Here is a 13,437-nt window from a genome sequence, read left to right as displayed (position 1 = left end):
GGCCATCCGCGCGGGCGGATGTCAGGAGGCAAATGCGTCACAGCACTGCGTGGCACGGGAAAGCATGGGCGTCCACCGGCGGAAGCCGGGCCCATGAACGCCGGTTACGACAATGGACCCATGCCATGCGTGGATGAGGACAACTGTAGAGTCGAGCCATGCTCGACTGCATTGCTGCCAACCAAGGTTGGCATCTACCAGTGCGGACCAACGGTCCGCACCCACCACTCATCGTCAGAGCGGCTTCGGCGAGAACGTCAGCGTCGCGATCACGCCGCGATCGCCACCGGGCCGCACGCTCACCTGCCACCCGTACAGATCGCACAGGCGGCTGACGATCGACAGGCCGATGCCACCGCCCTGCGAGTGGCCGGCATGGGTGCCGCGATAACCGCGCTGGAACAGCTTGGCGGCGTCTTCTTCGCTCAGGCCGGGGCCACTGTCGGTCACCGACACCGCATTGCTGCTGACGTGCACGCGCACGCTGCCATCCTGCGAATACTTCACGGCATTGCCGATGAGGTTGCCCAGCGCCACCGACAAGGCCGCTTCCGGTGCATCGATCACCAGGCCGCGCTCGCCTTCCAGAACCAACTCCAGCGGCTTGCCGCCAAGCTGCGCGCGGTGCGCATCCAGCAGCTGCTCGGCCACCCGCGCCACGTTGCTGGTGCCCTGCCCGCGCTCGTTGCGCGACAGCAGCAACAAGGCGCCGATGAGATCGCTGCACTGCTGTTCGGCACGCTGGATGCGCTGCAGGCGCTGCAGCACTTTCTCGTCCAGGCCGGGACGGGTCAGCAGCAGCTCGGTCGCGCCGCGGATCACCGCCAGTGGCGTGCGCAGTTCGTGGCTGACGTCGGCATTGAACTCACGGTCGCGCTGCACGACTTCGGTCAGGCGCGAGGAATAGTCATCCAGCGCCTGCGCCAGCTGCCCCACTTCGTCGTCGGGGAAGCGCGGCGCCAACGGCTCGGGATCACTGGTGCCGCCGCGGTAGGCGCGCAGCCGCGCGGCCAGGTCGGACACCGGCTTCATCACCTTCGACGCCGACCACCAGCCCAGCACCAGCGACAGCAGGCTGAACACCAGCACCGACAGCACCAGCGCGCGGTTGAGCTGCTGCCCGCCGCGCACGCTGTCAGTCATGTCATAGGCGAGGAAGAACCAGGCGTCGTCCGCCTTGCGCACGGCCAGCTTGTAGGCATATGGCTGGTTCTGTTCGTCGATGCCGCTGAGGTTGTAATTGCCATTGGGCAACGCCGCCCAATCCGGCTGGTTCTCGCGCACGCGGTCGAACTTGTCGCTCGAATACGCGTATGCCCGGATCTGCTGCACCGGTACTTCGGGGTTGCGTCCAGGGTGCTCGTAGAAGCGCCGCGCGTACTCGTTGATGTTGCGGTTCATGACGTCTTCCACCAGCTGGTTTTCCACGCGCATGCGGGCCCAGTTGGTGGCGAACGCGAACAGTGTCGTCAGGCAGAAGCCCAACAACACGAACGAGACGATGATGCGACTGCGCAGGCGCCGCCGATAGGGCGTGCGCCGACGCTCCCCCTTGGTTGCCACCGAATCAGGCTTCCGGGGTGGCGATGCGGTATCCGATGCCATGGCGGGTCTGGATCAGCGGCACTTCGAACGGCTTGTCGACCACCGCACGCAGGCCGTGGATGTGTACGCGCAGGGAGTCCGAATCCGGCAGTTCTTCGCCCCAGACGCGGGTTTCCAGTTCCTGGCGGGTCACCACCGCCGGAGCGGCCTCCATCAGCGCCTGCAGGATCTTCAACGCAGTCGGGTTGAGCTGCAGCAGCTTGCCCTGGCGGCGCACTTCCAGCGTGTCGAGGTTGTACTCCAGGTCGCCGGTTTCCAGCACGCGGGTCTGCACGCCCTTGCCGCGGCGCGACAGGGCATTGAGGCGGACTTCCACTTCCTGCAGGGCGAACGGCTTGATCAGGTAGTCATCTGCACCCGAATCAAAACCCGCCAGCTTGTTGTCCAGCGAATCGCGCGCGGTCAGCATCAGCACCGGGGTCTGCTTGCGCGCTTCATTGCGAAGCTTGCGGCAGACTTCGATGCCGTCCATGCCCGGCAGGTTGAGATCCAGCACGATCGCGTCGAATTCGTGCACCACGGCCAGGTGCAACCCGGTCACGCCGTCGGCAGCGAAGTCCACCGTGTGGCCCCGGTCCTCGAGGTAATCGCCAAGGTTGGCTGCGATGTCGCTGTTGTCTTCGATTACGAGAATACGCACTGGGACCTCTGATTCATTAAGGGTCGTCGGGGGATGCCAACGCGCTCAGGATGCTCTCGAGCGGGTGGACGCGACGTCTACCCGCTGAACGATACAGGTTGCAGTCTTAACATTTCGTGCGCGCCACTTACAGCCCCCCTGACGGATTCAGATTGTTGAGAGACTGGCTGTCGCGCATCGTCTTGCGGGCAGCTTCCAGGGCCTCGCGCCGCTGCGCCACCGTCATGCATACCCGCTGCGCCATGTTGCTGCCCGTAGAGCGCTCGCGACGGCACACCATGCGGCTGTCGGCGTGGGCCTGTGTGAGGATCGTATTGACCCTGTCCTGATCGTTGAAGATCTCGACACGCGCTTGCGGGCTCAGTTCTTCCACCCGCTGATGGTCCCCCATCTTGAGCCGAATGCGCCCCAGCGCCTGCTGCACGGTGCTCTTCTGCTCCATGCTGATCTCAGAGTAATTGTCTGAACTCATCGCTTTTTCGATAGCGGCGATCTGCTCGGCCACCGGCGCGGTTGAGTCAAGTTTGACCTCGGCGTCCTTGTCGACGCGGGCATGTGCCGTAAACGCCAAGGTCATTGCCAGGCTCAAGGCCAGGCCAAGCGTGGTCATGCTATGCATCGTGCTTGCCTCCTGTCGTCCATGAAGAATCCCCGACTCTACGGCCCGGCAGGCAAGCCCACAAGGGACCACCGGCAGGATCACCAATAGCCGTCGGTCAGCGCCCTGCGGGCGGCGGCGAGAGCGTCCTGTAGCTGCGCTGGTCGTTGAGCAGCGCCTTGCCTTTTTCCTCGATCCTGCGGCGTTCGGCCACGCTCAGGCAGCGGCTCTTGGGCATGTTGCTGCCGGTGGTGCGGGTGTGCTGGCAGACCAGGCGGCTGTCCGCATGGGCGCGGATAAGGATGGTGTTGATCCGCTCCTGGTCGTTGAAGACCTCGTTCTGCACCGTCGGCGGCAGTTCCTGCGCCGTCTGCCGGTCGCCCATGCGAAGGGTGATGCGCTCCAGCGACTGCCGGACCTGGGCACGGTCATCGGCTGAAATCTCGGCGTACTCGCCGTTGTCCAGCGCCTTTTCGATCTGGCGCACCTGCTCGGCCACCGGGGCCTGCCGATCCATCTGGACCACGGGTTTTTCCGATGCGGCCTGGGCGGCCGCAGACAGGCCCAGCAACATCGCAACCATGGTGATGCGGTACATCGCCAACCTCCCGATCCATCCCGGAACGAAGGCCCAACTCTACGAGTCGCCCCGCCCCGCCACAAGGGACCTTTGACCGGGGTCCACCACGGCCGGGCCGGACATAAAAATGGCCCAGGCGGTCTACCCGCCTGGGCCTGAAGTCGTATCCCGATTACCGATCCTGCTGAGAGGCAGAGCTGCGGTTGGCTGAAGCGTACGCCGGGCCCGATTAAAGGCGTGTTAAATCCGGCGGCGATCCTTCAGGAAAATTTCAAGCCCTTGATAATCAATGCTTTTTAATCTTCTCGACGTGGGCAATGATGCGCGACGCCACGTCCACCTGGCAGGCCGCTTCGATGCCTTCCAGGCCCGGCGTGGAGTTGACCTCCAGCACCAGCGGGCCGCGCTCGGAGCGGATCAGATCGACCCCGCACACCGACAGGCCCAGCGCCTTGGCCGAGCGCACCGCCATCTGCTGTTCAGCCCGGCTGGCCTTGGCCGGCACTGCGGTGCCACCGGCATGCAGGTTGGAGCGGAAGTCCCCTTCCGGTGCCTGCCGCTGCATGGAGGCCACCACCTGGTCGCCCACCACGAAGCAGCGCAGGTCCGCGCCCTTGGCCTCGCCGATGAACTCCTGCATGAGGAAGTTGGCGTACAGGCCGCGCAGGGCCTCGACGATGCCGCGCGAGGCGCTGGCCTTCTCGGTCAGGATGACGCCGCGGCCCTGGGTGCCCTCGTTGAGTTTCACCACGTGCGGCGGCGGGCCGAGCATCGACAGCAGGTCGACCGTATCGTCCGGGTTGTCGCCGAACACCGTCACCGGCATGTCGATGCCCTTGGCCGCCAGCAGCTGGTGCGCGCGCAGCTTGTCGCGCGAGCGCAGGATCGCGTCGGACGGATTGGGGGTGCGCGCGCCCATCAGTTCGAACTGGCGCAGCACGGCGGTGCCGTAGCGGGTGATGGAGGCACCGATGCGCGGGATGACCACGTCCACGCCGGTCATCGGCCGACCCTTGTAGTGCATGGAAAAGCCATCGGCGGCGATGCGCATGTAGCAGCGCAGCGGGTCGAGGATGCGGACGGTGTGGCCACGTGCACGGGCCGCCTCGACCAGCCGACGGGTGGAGTACAGCGAGCTGTTGCGGGACAGGATGGCGAGCTTCATCGCGGTGGCAGTGGACGGCAGGCGCGCAGCATAGCGCGGCGGCGTTGCGGCGGGATGATGCTGCCCACACAGGCCTGTCGACGCGCCTTCAGTCGCTGTCCTCCGCACCTGCGGCGCAGCCCCGCGCGGCTTCACCCAGCGCTGCCACGCAGGCCATCTGCAGGGTCGAACCACTGAAGGCTTCGCGGTAGATCTGTTCGATCAGCTGCGCAGCACGCGGGCCACCGGCCCGACCCAGCGCGCGCACCGCTTCGAGCTGCTTGTTTGAGCCGGTGCCGGCCGACAGGAAGATCTCATGCAGCAGGGCGACGACGTCCTTGTGGTTCTTCATGCTTCGGGTTTCCCTTGACGATGAAGAACGCTAGCGGGCCGCTGGCCCCGCCCGCCATGAGGATTGTTGAAACCCTCACCCTCGGCCGATAAAAAAAACCGGCAACGGCGCAGCCGTTACCGGGGTTGGAAGCTGGAGCGGGCGAAGGGAATCGAACCCTCGTCAGTAGCTTGGGAAGCTACAGCTCTACCATTGAGCTACGCCCGCATTGCAGGGTGAAAGTCTATGCGGAGCGGACGGTGTTGGGCAATGGGGTCAGAGCCCTTTCCTGGCGGAAAGGGATCCGACCCCGACCTGGATCAGAAGCTGCCGCTGAAGTTGGCGAACAGCGTCGCGTCCTGCGCACGCTTCTGCAGGGTGGTGGCGCTCAGGCCGATGTTGCTCTGCAGGCCGAACAGCTGCATGCGCGCGCCGAAGATGGCGGTTGCATAGTTCTTGTCGAAGTCCATGCCCGGCACGCGGTACATGCCCACGTCCGGCAGGCTCTGCACCCAGGCGCTGGCCTGCTTGGTGTCCTCGAACTCGTGGTCGTAGGTCACCTGCACGTACGGCTTGACGGCGCCGCCATCGAAGCGGGCCTGCCAGCCGATGCGGCCGACGGTGGAATCGACATCCTGCTTGCCGTAGCCCAGCGCGGTAGCCAGGGTGTTGGCATCGGCGGTTTCGGTGTAGCCGTCGATCTTCACCTTCTGCCAGATCACCGAGGCGATCGGGCCGTGGCGGAAGCCGCCTTCGGTGCCGAACTCGTAACCGGCGTTCAGGGCCGCGGTCAGGTTGCTGCCGTCCGGCGAGCCGCCGTGTTCGCGGGTGGCCGGGCCGAGCTGGACCTTGCGGTTCACGTCATAGGACAGCCAGGTGTAGCTGACCTGGCCGTTGACCCAGATGCGGTCGCCGTACCAGCCCGCGAACAGACCGGCGGTGGTGTCCTTCTGGGTGAAGTCGCCACGGTTGTTGCCGAAGTCGGCATTCATCCGGCCGAAGCCGGCGAAGCCGCCGACGACCATGCCGTCACGCGCCCAGTCGACACCGAACAGGCCGGCCGGCGCGAGGCCGTCGTACACATCGGCGTGGTCGTAGCGCTGCATGTCGCCACGCACGCCCCCCCACCAGGACATGCCGTCGGCCGGACGGCCGACCTGGTGCAGGCTGACCTGGTCGGCACGCGAACGGCCGATGGTCTGTGCCGAATGGGTCAGGATCTGCTGCAGGCGCGGGCCTTCCAGGATCGAGATGGCGTACTGGCCGAGCATTTCATGGGCGGCCGAGGTCGGGTGTACGTCATCGGCGAACAGGTAGCTGCTGGCCGCATCCGGACGCACATAGGCCAGCGGACTGCAGGTCAGCGACGAGGCGACCAGGCAGGCGCGGCCGGTGACGTTGCTGAAGCCGTACATGCCCGGGTTGGCGGTGATTTCGCGCAGCAGGGTGTAGGTATCGAGCGGGATGAACTCGATGCCGGCCTGCTTCAGGCCACCGTACAGGGCGTTGTTGTAGGCGGTGGACAGGGCGGTGCCCTGTGCCTGGCCGGCGGCGCCGCGGTCGATGAACCCCGGGGTGATACCGACGTCGGGCAGGTTGGGCACCATCACGTACTGCGCGCCGGCCTGCTTCAGGCTGGTCACGATGCCGATCTGGGTGGTGACCGCTGCGCCGATCACGGCCGGCGCCTGGGCCGGGGCGGTGATCGAGAACAGATCGTTGGCGCCGCCCCACACGGTGTACAGCGCGTTCGGGTCGGCCTTGCCACCGTTGGCGGCCAGGTAGTTGGCATACTGGGTCTTCAGCGACGGCACCGGCACGTTGCCGAACGCCGGCTGGGTCAGGTCGACGCCCACGCGGGCGCCACCGACGGCGTAGTTGTCACCGGTCTGGCCGTTGCCGTTGGGGCTGGCGTTGGTGCCGTAGTAGTCGGCGACGAACTGCGACCACTCCCAGCCCGGGTTGGTGGTGAACTGGCCGGTGACCGGACGCACGTCGGCCGGCAGCAGCGGGCGGTAGTAACCGCTGTCGGTCAGGCTGTCGCCGAAGAACACGGTGCGGGTGAACGGGGATTCGCCTGCCATGGCCGGCAGCGCGGCGAGCGCGATCGCGGCCGCCATCAGGGAGCGGATCGGGCGTTTGCTGAGCAGCATGTAGAAACTCCTGGGGGAAATGTTGGGGATCCAGCGCACACGTACGCCGACGCACGGTGAATGGTTTCACCGTGCCGCCGATTGCTCACGCTGCGCCGCCGCATGAATTGTCGCCTGAACCTGCGCGTACGGGGTGTGCTGGGGGTGGCGTGCGGGCCAGAATGCAACTGTTCCGATCCCGGCGGGCCATCGGCGACAATGCCCCGATGAACATCCATCTCAATGGCGAACCCCGCACCCTGCCCGCTTCGGCGACCCTCCACGACCTGCTCGCCGCCGAGCAGTTGCTGCAGCGCCGGGTGGCGGTGGAAGTGAATGGCGAGATCGTCAGCCGCAGCCGCCATGGCGAGCATGTGCTGGCCGAAGGTGATGTGGTGGAGATCGTGCACGCGTTGGGCGGTGGTTGAGTCAAGGCCCCCGCGCTTCGCTCTCGCCGGGCCATGCCCGGCGGCCTCGCAAGGTGACCCCATCTTCAGGCGGATAAGCGATAATCGCGTCATGAACCTCCCTGTCTCCCCCGATTCGCTGGTGATCGCCGGCAAGACCTACGGCTCGCGGCTGCTTACCGGCACCGGCAAGTTCAAGGATCTGGAAGAAACCCGCCTGGCCACCGAGGCCGCTGGCGCCCAGATCGTCACCGTGGCCATCCGCCGCACCAACATCGGCCAGAACCCGGGCGAACCGAACCTGCTGGACGTGCTGCCGCCGGAACGCTACACCATCCTGCCCAACACCGCCGGCTGCTACACCGCCGAAGACGCCGTGCGCACCTGCCGCCTGGCCCGTGAGCTGCTGGACGGCCACAACCTGACCAAGCTGGAAGTGCTGGGCGACCAGAAGTCGCTGTACCCGGACGTGGTGCAGACCCTCAAGGCCGCCGAGCAGCTGGTCAAGGACGGCTTCGAGGTGATGGTCTACACCTCCGACGACCCGATCCTGGCCAAGCGCCTGGAAGAGATCGGCTGCGCCGCGGTGATGCCGCTGGCCGCGCCGATCGGCTCGGGCCTGGGCATCCAGAACAAGTACAACCTGCTGCAGATCATCGAAGACTCCAAGGTGCCGATCATCGTCGACGCCGGCGTGGGCACCGCTTCCGATGCCGCCATCGCGATGGAACTGGGCTGCGACGGCGTGCTGATGAACACCGCCATTGCCGGTGCGCGCCATCCGGTGCTGATGGCCAGCGCCATGCGCAAGGCCGTCGAAGCCGGGCGCGAGGCCTTCCTGGCCGGCCGCATCCCGCGCAAGCGCTACGCCAGCGCCTCCTCCCCGATTGATGGGCTGATCGGCTGATGACCAATCCTTTTGACAGCGCCGGCTCCAAGGCCCCGCCCAAGCCCTTCACCGTGAGCGAGGGCCGCCGCGAAGTGCGCAGCTTCGTGCTGCGCCAGGGCCGCTTCACCCCCGCCCAGCAGCGCGCGTTCGACGAACGCTGGCCGCGCTTCGGCATCGACTACAACGGCCAGCCGCGCGACCTGGACGCCACCTTCGGCCGTCCGGCGCACAAGGTGCTGGAAATCGGCTTCGGCAATGGTGCGGCCATGCGCTTCGCCGCGCAGCACGATCCGTCGCGCGACTACATCGGCATCGAAGTCCACGCCCCGGGCGTGGGCCGCCTGCTGAACGCGCTGGCCGATGACAACGCCGACCACGTGCGCCTGTACCACCACGATGCCGTGGAAGTGCTGCAGAACGAGATCGCCGACGGTGCGCTGGATGAAGTACGCATCTACTTCCCGGACCCGTGGCACAAGAAGCGCCACAACAAGCGCCGCCTGCTGCAGCCGGCGTTCGCCGCGCTGATCGTGCGCAAACTGCGCCCGGGCGGCCGCCTGCACTGCGCCACCGACTGGGAAGACTACGCCGAGCAGATGTGGGACGTGCTCGACGCCACCGCCGGCCTGGTCAACCGTGCCGGCCCGCGTGGCAGCGTGCCGCGTCCGGACTGGCGCCCGCAGACGCACTTCGAGACCCGCGGCCAGAACCTGGGCCACGGCGTCTGGGACCTGCTGTACGACCGCACCTGACCCACGCACGAGGACGCTGCGCCCCACATGGATACCGCGCTGACGCTGACCAACGACATGAAGCTCGTGCTCGGGCTGGTCGGCTTCACGATGGCGATGTTCCTGTTCGAGCGCATCCGCGCCGACGTGGTCGCGCTGGTGGTGCTGGTGGTGCTCGGTGTCACCGGCCTGATCGCCCCGGAAGAAATCTTCGGTGGCTTCTCGGGTAACGCGGTGATGAGCATCATCGCCACCACCATCCTCGGTGCGGGCCTGGACCGCACCGGGGCGCTGAACCGGCTGGCGGCGTGGCTGCTGCGGCGCGGCCACGGCGTGGAGCAGCGGCTGCTGATGATGACCACGGCCATCGCCGGCCTGAACTCGTCCTTCATGCAGAACCCCTCGGTGATGGCGCTGTACCTGCCGGTGGCCTCGCGCCTGGTCGCGCGGACCGGCCTGACCCTGCAGCGGCTGCTGCTGCCGATCTCGGCGGCGATCGTGATGGGCGGCGCGCTGACCATGGTCGGCAACTCGCCGCTGATCCTGCTGAACGATCTGCTGGCCTCGGCCAACAACAACCTGCCCTCGGGCCTGGCCACCATCGAGCCGCTGCGCATGTTCGCGCCGCTGCCGATCGGCGTGGCTCTGCTGATCGCATCGCTGCTGTACTTCCGCTACTACGGCGACCGCAAGCTGATCGAAGAGGAAAGCCTGGTCAACGACGGGGTGACCCCGGCGCGCACCGAGAGCTACTTCGCCAAGACCTACGGCATCGAAGGCGATGTGTTCGAACTGGTGGTGACCGCTGAAAGCCCGCTGGTGGGCATGACCCTGGGCGAGGCCGAGACCCTGCACGATGCGCCGCTGCTGCTGGCGCTGAAGACCGGCAACGACACCCGCCTGGCGCCACCGGCGGAGATGCGCATCTGGGTGGGCAGCGTACTGGGCGTGATGGGGCCGCGCCAGGAAGTGCACGATTTCGCACAGAACCAGTTCCTGCGCATGTCTTCGCGGCTGAAGCATCTGGGCGACCTGTTCAACCCCAGCCGCGCCGGCATCTCCGAGGCGGTGGTGCCACCGACCTCCAACGTCATCGGCAAGAGCGCGGCCGACCTGCGCCTGCGCAAGGAGCGCGGCATCAGCCTGCTGGCGATCAACCGCGACAAACAGGTGATCCGCGAGGACGTGCGCGACGTGCAGCTGCGCGCCGGCGACATGCTGGTCTTCCACAGCATCTGGACCGACCTGGCGCAGGCCGCCAAGAGCCGCGACTTCGTGGTGGTGACCGACTACCCGACCGGCGAGCAGCGCCCGCACAAGTTCAAGATCGCGATGTCGATCTTCGCCCTGACCATCCTCATCGCGCTGACCAGCAAGCTGCCGGTGGCGCTGACCCTGATGACCGGCGTGGCCGGCATGCTGCTGACCGGCGTGCTGCGCATGGACGAGGCCTATGCCTCGATCAACTGGAAAACGGTGTTCATGATGGCCGGGCTGATTCCGCTCGGCTGGGCGATGGATTCCAGTGGTGCGGCGGCATGGGTGGCCGGCCACACGATCGACAAGCTGCCGACCGGTATTCCACTGTGGGTACTGGAGGTGGCATTGGCGCTGCTGACCACCGCGTTCTCGCTGGTGATCAGCCATGTGGGCGCGACGATCGTGATGGTACCCATCGCGGTGAACCTGGCGCTGGCGGCGGGCGGCAACCCGACGGCGTTCGCGCTGATCGTGGCGCTGTCGGCGTCCAACAACCTGATGACGGCCTCCAATCCGGTGATTTCGATGATCACCGGCCCGGCCAACTACACCCCGCGCGAGATGTGGCGGGTCGGCGGACCGCTGTCGCTGATCTACACGCTGGTCGTGGTGGTGATGATCAACCTGATGTTCTGAGGTTGGGGTGTGTGGCAGGGCTGCGCCCTGCACCTGCAGAAGCCACGTCAACGTCAACCGCCTGCATTCCGTGGGATGGCGGGGCACTGTGGGTTTGCGGGGACGCCGTCAACCCGTCCATGGGGGCTTGGTCGCGGCATCCATGCCGCTCACACCCCGCAAACCCACAGTGCCCCGCCTTCGACAGGTTCCCGCTGCTGATGGTGGGTGCCGACCGTTGGTCGGCAAGGATCTCGCTCTGGTAGCTGTCGACCTTGGTCGACACGGCTTTTGTAGAGTCGAGCCGTGCTCGACTGCTTCTGGCCTCAGGCCAGGTAGACCTGGCCGTCGCGGATGTCGACCGGTACCGCGCGCAGGCGGTCGCCCTTGCAGGGGCCGGCGATGCAGTCGCCGCTGTCCAGGGCAAACGAGGCACCGTGGGCGGCACACACCAGATGGCCCTCGCGGCTCTTCAGGAACTGGCCCGGTGCCCAGTCCAGGCGGCGGCCGGCGTGCGGACAGATGTTCAGGAACGCACGCACCTGCGCGCCGTCGCGGTACAGCACCAGCGATTCGGCATCGCCCTCGACCACCGCTTCGACCTCGGCAAACGCCCCATCGGCAAGGGCATCAAGGGCGATCAGGGCAGCGGCAGCAGTCATGGCGGGAGGCTCTTGCGGAAAACCGGATTGTCGCATGCCCGCTCATATGACTGGCTGCGACATGAATACAAGTCATTGATTAGTAATAAGCAGAGGCTATATTTAACGAGTTTTTCACTCAATGGCAGTGGCGCATCCCGATACTCTGGTTTCGCTGATCCCAGCCCTATCGAGCCGCCATGTTTACTCGCGCTTCCGCCTTCAAACAGTTCCGCACCCTGTTCGCGCCGCGCAAGCCGCGCCACCCGCTGGTGCGCGTTGCCGTGGGCCTGCTCGGCCTGGCGATCCTGGCAGCGATGGTGTTCATCGGCGTGTTCGTGGGTGCGGCGATGATCCTGATCGGCCTGGCGTGGAAGCTGCTGGCCTCGCGCAAGACTGTCGGCGCTCGCCGTGCAGCCGATGCCAACGTCGTCGAAGGCGAATACCGCGTGGTGCGCAAGTCAGCTTTGCCGATGTCGCGCTGATGCGGTCGCCCGCTGACGTGGGCGCCACACCGTTCTAGACTGCATGGGCCTTCCGACTGGAACCCCCCGCATGTCCACTGCCGCTGTTTCCGATGTCATCCCCGCCCCCGTCGTGCCGCGTGTGCCGGTGGTAGGTGGTGGCACGTTCCCGGTCCACCGCATCTACTGCGTCGGCCGCAACTTCGCCGACCATGCGCGTGAGATGGGCGCTGCGGTGCCGGCCGCCGATGACCGCGGCCGCCCGATGTTCTTCTGCAAGCCGGCCGATGCCATCGTCGTCGGCCACGACGATGTGATCCCCTACCCGCCCACCACCAGCAACCTGCACCACGAAGTGGAGCTGGTGGTGGCCATCGGCGTTGACGCGCCGGCCGGCGAACTGGCCGTGGCTGATGCCGACGCGCTGATCTATGGCTATGCCGTGGGCCTGGACCTGACCCGCCGCGACCTGCAGGCCGCCGCCAAGGAAAAGGGCCACCCGTGGGATTCGGCGAAGGGCTTCGATGCCTCCGCGCCGATCAGCGAAATCGTGCATGCCGGCGAAGTGGGCGACCTGGCCGCGTTGAACCTGTCGCTGGAAGTGAACGGCGAAGTGCGCCAGCAGTCGCTGCTCGACCAGATGATCTGGAACGTACCGGAAATCCTGCATGAGCTGTCCAAGCTATGGCAGCTGCGCGCCGGCGACCTGGTCTTCATGGGCACCCCGTCGGGCGTGGCCGCATTGAAGCCGGGCGACCGTTTCAGTGCTCGACTGGAAAACGTGGCCGAACGCCACGGCGTCATCGCAGGCTGACATCGGCTGCGTTAACCTGCGCTCGAACCCTCGCCCTCAGGAGAAGAACAAGAATGGGAATGCTCACCGAGTTCAAGGAATTCGCGATGCGTGGCAACGTCATCGACCTCGCCGTCGGCGTGGTCATTGGCGCGGCCTTTGGCAAGATCGTCACCGCCTTGGTGGAGAAGATCATCATGCCGCCGATGGGCATGCTGATCGGCAAGGTGGATTTCTCCGATCTGGCCTGGACGTTGGCGCCTGCACGTGTCGGCGCCGACGGCACCGAGATCCCCGCTGTGGTCATCGGCTACGGTGATTTCCTCAACACGCTGGTGCAGTTCATCATCGTGGCGTTCGCCATCTTCATGGTGATCAAGGTGATCAACCGCCTGTCGCGCAAGAAGGACGCCGCCCCGGCCGCACCGAAGGAAGAAGTGGTGCTGCTGCGCGAGATCCGCGACAGCCTGAAGAAGTAACGCGCCGGGCGCCATCGCGCGCCCCGCGTACCTGTAGAGTCGAGCCGTGCTCGACTGGGCGGAACGATAATCAAGGTAGCGCCGGGCCATGCCCGGCGAGCGAACCGGATCGTGGACCTCCGCCGGGC

General features: G+C 66.3%; 15 protein-coding genes and 1 tRNA gene. 7 read left to right on the top strand and 9 right to left on the bottom strand.

Features of this window, described 5'->3' with window-relative positions; translation table 11 throughout:
- Window positions 1–234 precede the first annotated feature (234 nt).
- From DCO49_RS07860 to DCO49_RS07825, 8 genes are all read right to left on the bottom strand, one after another.
- Complete coding sequence (locus DCO49_RS07860; protein ID WP_116863560.1) at window positions 235–1,563, bottom strand: HAMP domain-containing sensor histidine kinase; 1,329 nt, start codon at window positions 1,561–1,563, stop codon at window positions 235–237.
- A gap of 4 nt (window positions 1,564–1,567) precedes the next feature.
- The gene (locus tag DCO49_RS07855) at window positions 1,568–2,245 is read right to left on the bottom strand and encodes a response regulator transcription factor (RefSeq protein ID WP_005410804.1); all 678 of its coding nucleotides are present in this window, start codon (window positions 2,243–2,245) and stop codon (window positions 1,568–1,570) included.
- A gap of 127 nt (window positions 2,246–2,372) precedes the next feature.
- Complete coding sequence (locus DCO49_RS07850; protein WP_243402691.1) at window positions 2,373–2,855, bottom strand: hypothetical protein; 483 nt, start codon at window positions 2,853–2,855, stop codon at window positions 2,373–2,375.
- Between the two features lie 106 nt (window positions 2,856–2,961).
- Window positions 2,962–3,441, bottom strand: a complete 480-nt coding sequence (locus tag DCO49_RS07845) for a hypothetical protein (protein WP_116863558.1) — start codon at window positions 3,439–3,441, stop codon at window positions 2,962–2,964.
- 268 nt (window positions 3,442–3,709) lie between these two features.
- Window positions 3,710–4,588 carry a 30S ribosomal protein S6--L-glutamate ligase gene (rimK, locus tag DCO49_RS07840; protein WP_116863557.1) on the bottom strand — a complete coding sequence of 293 codons (879 nt, stop codon included), beginning with the start codon at window positions 4,586–4,588 and terminating at the stop codon, window positions 3,710–3,712.
- Window positions 4,589–4,676: 88 nt separating this feature from the next.
- Entirely contained in the window at window positions 4,677–4,919 is a 243-nt protein-coding gene (locus tag DCO49_RS07835) for a hypothetical protein (protein ID WP_116863556.1), read from the bottom strand.
- 133 nt (window positions 4,920–5,052) lie between these two features.
- A tRNA-Gly gene (locus DCO49_RS07830) sits at window positions 5,053–5,126 on the bottom strand.
- 92 nt (window positions 5,127–5,218) lie between these two features.
- Window positions 5,219–7,051: an autotransporter domain-containing protein gene (locus DCO49_RS07825; RefSeq protein WP_116863555.1), complete on the bottom strand. Its 1,833-nt coding sequence runs from the start codon at window positions 7,049–7,051 to the stop codon at window positions 5,219–5,221.
- A 206-nt stretch (window positions 7,052–7,257) separates the two neighbouring features.
- Here DCO49_RS07825 and thiS point away from each other — a divergent pair, with 206 nt between their 5' ends.
- The 4 genes from thiS (at window position 7,258) to DCO49_RS07805 (ending at window position 10,953) form a co-directional block, all read left to right on the top strand.
- Window positions 7,258–7,458, top strand: a complete 201-nt coding sequence (gene thiS, locus DCO49_RS07820) for a sulfur carrier protein ThiS (RefSeq protein ID WP_116863554.1) — start codon at window positions 7,258–7,260, stop codon at window positions 7,456–7,458.
- Window positions 7,459–7,549: 91 nt separating this feature from the next.
- On the top strand, window positions 7,550–8,344 hold the full coding sequence (locus DCO49_RS07815) for a thiazole synthase (protein ID WP_116863553.1): 795 nt from the start codon (window positions 7,550–7,552) through the stop codon (window positions 8,342–8,344).
- On the top strand, window positions 8,344–9,078 hold the full coding sequence (trmB, locus tag DCO49_RS07810; protein WP_116863552.1) for a tRNA (guanosine(46)-N7)-methyltransferase TrmB: 735 nt from the start codon (window positions 8,344–8,346) through the stop codon (window positions 9,076–9,078). The genes DCO49_RS07815 and trmB overlap by 1 nt, the downstream gene beginning before the upstream one ends.
- 27 nt (window positions 9,079–9,105) lie before the next feature.
- Window positions 9,106–10,953 (top strand): SLC13 family permease, encoded by a 1,848-nt coding sequence (locus DCO49_RS07805; protein ID WP_116863551.1) that lies wholly within the window; start codon window positions 9,106–9,108, stop codon window positions 10,951–10,953.
- A 305-nt stretch (window positions 10,954–11,258) separates the two neighbouring features.
- On the opposite strand, the gene DCO49_RS07800 is transcribed toward DCO49_RS07805, so the two are convergent.
- Window positions 11,259–11,594 (bottom strand): Rieske (2Fe-2S) protein, encoded by a 336-nt coding sequence (locus DCO49_RS07800; protein WP_079222968.1) that lies wholly within the window; start codon window positions 11,592–11,594, stop codon window positions 11,259–11,261.
- Window positions 11,595–11,773: 179 nt separating this feature from the next.
- On the opposite strand from DCO49_RS07800, the gene DCO49_RS07795 reads away from it, so the two are divergent.
- From DCO49_RS07795 to mscL, 3 genes are all read left to right on the top strand, one after another.
- Complete coding sequence (locus DCO49_RS07795; RefSeq protein ID WP_116863550.1) at window positions 11,774–12,058, top strand: hypothetical protein; 285 nt, start codon at window positions 11,774–11,776, stop codon at window positions 12,056–12,058.
- A gap of 70 nt (window positions 12,059–12,128) precedes the next feature.
- On the top strand, window positions 12,129–12,851 hold the full coding sequence (locus DCO49_RS07790) for a fumarylacetoacetate hydrolase family protein (protein ID WP_116863549.1): 723 nt from the start codon (window positions 12,129–12,131) through the stop codon (window positions 12,849–12,851).
- 53 nt (window positions 12,852–12,904) lie between these two features.
- Complete coding sequence (gene mscL, locus DCO49_RS07785) at window positions 12,905–13,309, top strand: large-conductance mechanosensitive channel protein MscL (RefSeq protein ID WP_116863548.1); 405 nt, start codon at window positions 12,905–12,907, stop codon at window positions 13,307–13,309.
- Window positions 13,310–13,437 lie beyond the last annotated feature (128 nt).

Origin of the sequence: Stenotrophomonas sp. SPM (genome assembly GCF_003105135.1) — a bacterium.
In the GTDB taxonomy this organism is placed as follows: Bacteria; Pseudomonadota; Gammaproteobacteria; order Xanthomonadales; family Xanthomonadaceae; genus Stenotrophomonas.
The sequence above is the reverse complement of the archived record's forward strand: the minus strand, read 5'-3'. Positions and strand labels throughout refer to the sequence as shown.

Excerpts from the sequence above, each read along its gene's own strand:
- DCO49_RS07790 (WP_116863549.1), top strand. The coding sequence starts at position 12,129 with ATGTCCACTGCCGCTGTTTCCGATGTCATCCCCGCCCCCGTCGTGCCG.
- mscL (WP_116863548.1), top strand. The coding sequence starts at position 12,905 with ATGGGAATGCTCACCGAGTTCAAGGAATTCGCGATGCGTGGCAACGTC.
- DCO49_RS07805 (WP_116863551.1), top strand. The coding sequence starts at position 9,106 with ATGGATACCGCGCTGACGCTGACCAACGACATGAAGCTCGTGCTCGGG.
- DCO49_RS07850 (WP_243402691.1), bottom strand. The coding sequence starts at position 2,855 with ATGACCACGCTTGGCCTGGCCTTGAGCCTGGCAATGACCTTGGCGTTT.
- DCO49_RS07795 (WP_116863550.1), top strand. The coding sequence starts at position 11,774 with ATGTTTACTCGCGCTTCCGCCTTCAAACAGTTCCGCACCCTGTTCGCG.
- trmB (WP_116863552.1), top strand. The coding sequence starts at position 8,344 with ATGACCAATCCTTTTGACAGCGCCGGCTCCAAGGCCCCGCCCAAGCCC.
- rimK (WP_116863557.1), bottom strand. The coding sequence starts at position 4,588 with ATGAAGCTCGCCATCCTGTCCCGCAACAGCTCGCTGTACTCCACCCGT.
- DCO49_RS07825 (WP_116863555.1), bottom strand. The coding sequence starts at position 7,051 with ATGCTGCTCAGCAAACGCCCGATCCGCTCCCTGATGGCGGCCGCGATC.
- DCO49_RS07815 (WP_116863553.1), top strand. The coding sequence starts at position 7,550 with ATGAACCTCCCTGTCTCCCCCGATTCGCTGGTGATCGCCGGCAAGACC.
- thiS (WP_116863554.1), top strand. The coding sequence starts at position 7,258 with ATGAACATCCATCTCAATGGCGAACCCCGCACCCTGCCCGCTTCGGCG.
- DCO49_RS07835 (WP_116863556.1), bottom strand. The coding sequence starts at position 4,919 with ATGAAGAACCACAAGGACGTCGTCGCCCTGCTGCATGAGATCTTCCTG.
- DCO49_RS07800 (WP_079222968.1), bottom strand. The coding sequence starts at position 11,594 with ATGACTGCTGCCGCTGCCCTGATCGCCCTTGATGCCCTTGCCGATGGG.
- DCO49_RS07845 (WP_116863558.1), bottom strand. The coding sequence starts at position 3,441 with ATGTACCGCATCACCATGGTTGCGATGTTGCTGGGCCTGTCTGCGGCC.